The sequence below is a fragment of the uncultured Salegentibacter sp. genome (genome assembly GCF_963972535.1).
Lineage (GTDB): Bacteria > Bacteroidota > Bacteroidia > Flavobacteriales > Flavobacteriaceae > Salegentibacter.
In genome coordinates this window covers 1-1,563 of record NZ_CAXAVR010000217.1, presented here as the reverse complement: position 1 = coordinate 1,563, position 1,563 = coordinate 1, and the positions used below count along the sequence as shown (strand labels likewise).

Annotated in this window: 2 protein-coding genes; both read left to right on the top strand. The window is 39.2% G+C overall.

Annotated features, from left to right (window positions below):
- The first annotated feature begins 162 nt into the window (after window positions 1-162).
- Window positions 163-927, top strand: a complete 765-nt coding sequence (locus AACZ30_RS13965) for a DUF1080 domain-containing protein (protein WP_339650137.1) — start codon at window positions 163-165, stop codon at window positions 925-927.
- A gap of 11 nt (window positions 928-938) precedes the next feature.
- Window positions 939-1,563: Gfo/Idh/MocA family oxidoreductase (locus AACZ30_RS13960; protein WP_339650136.1), on the top strand; the 625-nt coding region annotated here is incomplete at its 3' end.

Here is a 1,563-nt window from a genome sequence, read left to right as displayed (position 1 = left end):
CACCACGATTCAGCCCTTATAGAATTACCCGACGGAAGAAAATATGTATTGGTTCTACTTTCAAAAAATATGGAAGATATGGATGCCGGTACCAAAATGCTTACCCAGGTTTCAAAAATGATTTACGAATATGTTAAATAATTTCCAACTAAAAATTTCAAAATGAGAATATCTTTAAAATTAAGTTTATTGGTAGGTACTTTAATAATTGCTTCATTCCCTGCTTTTGCCCAGGAAAGAAACACCGATTTACCACCTGAAGCCACCGAGTTTTACGAACCTGTTCCACCTAAAATTGAAGCCGGAGAATCTACTACTACCGCACCTTCTGATGCAATAATATTGTTTGATGGTTCAGATCTCTCAGCTTTTGTAAACGAAAAAGATGGCTCCGAACCCACCTGGAATATAGAAGGAGATGTGTTAACCGTAAAACCGGGAACCGGTGGGATAAAAACAAAAGAGAATTTTGGAGATATGCAATTACATTTAGAATGGCGTTCGCCTTCAGAAGTTAAAGGCGACGGACAGGGCCGCGGAAACAGCGGGGTAATTATCATGGAGAAATATGAAGTACAGATTCTGGATTCTTATGAAAATGAAACCTATACCAACGGCCAGGCCGCCAGTATTTATAAGCAATCCCCTCCACTTGTAAATGCAACAAAAGCACCCGGAGAATGGAATACTTACGATATTATTTTTACTGCGCCCAGGTTTAACGAAAATGGCCTGTTATTAAGTCCGGCAAAACTTACCGTGCTTCATAACGGGGTGTTGGTTCAAAACAATTACGAATTAAGAGGCCCAACCGAATATATTGGCATACCTAATTATACTAAGCACGACGAAAAACTTCCTATTCATTTGCAAGATCATGGAAATCCAGTGAGTTTCAGAAATATCTGGGTTAGGGAATTGAATTAATCTGTTATAAAATGAAGAATTCAAGAAGAAAATTTTTGCAGCAAACTACCCTGGCTACTGCCGGTTTAAGTTTATCAGGATCCTTATTGGCCAATCCATTTTCAGGTTTTCAGGGTTTTGGTACAAAAGACAAAATTAATTTTGGAGTAATTGGCTGTAAAGGAATGGGATGGTCTAATATGCAGGCTCACCTTAAATTACCCAATGTAACCTGCGTTGCCCTGGCAGATATAGACCAGCGTGTTTTAGATGAAAGAACTAAAAATGTAAAGAATATAACCGGTAAAGCGCCAAAACAGTACAAAGATTACCGCCAAATGCTGGAAAACAAAGATATTGATGCGGTAATAATTGGTACACCAGACCATTGGCATTGTTTGAATTTGGTTCACGCTCTGCAAGCCGGGAAACACGTTTATGTTGAAAAACCGCTTGCAAATAGCATTGAAGAATGCAATACCATGCTTAAGGCCGCCAAAAAGTATAATAAAATTGTACAGGTAGGCCAATGGCAACGCAGCGGGACGCATTATGACGATGCTATAAATTATGTGAAATCGGGAAAACTCGGGAATATTCGGTTGGTGAAATGTTGGGCTTATATAGGCTGGAAAGACAGGCTTCCACATAAACCTG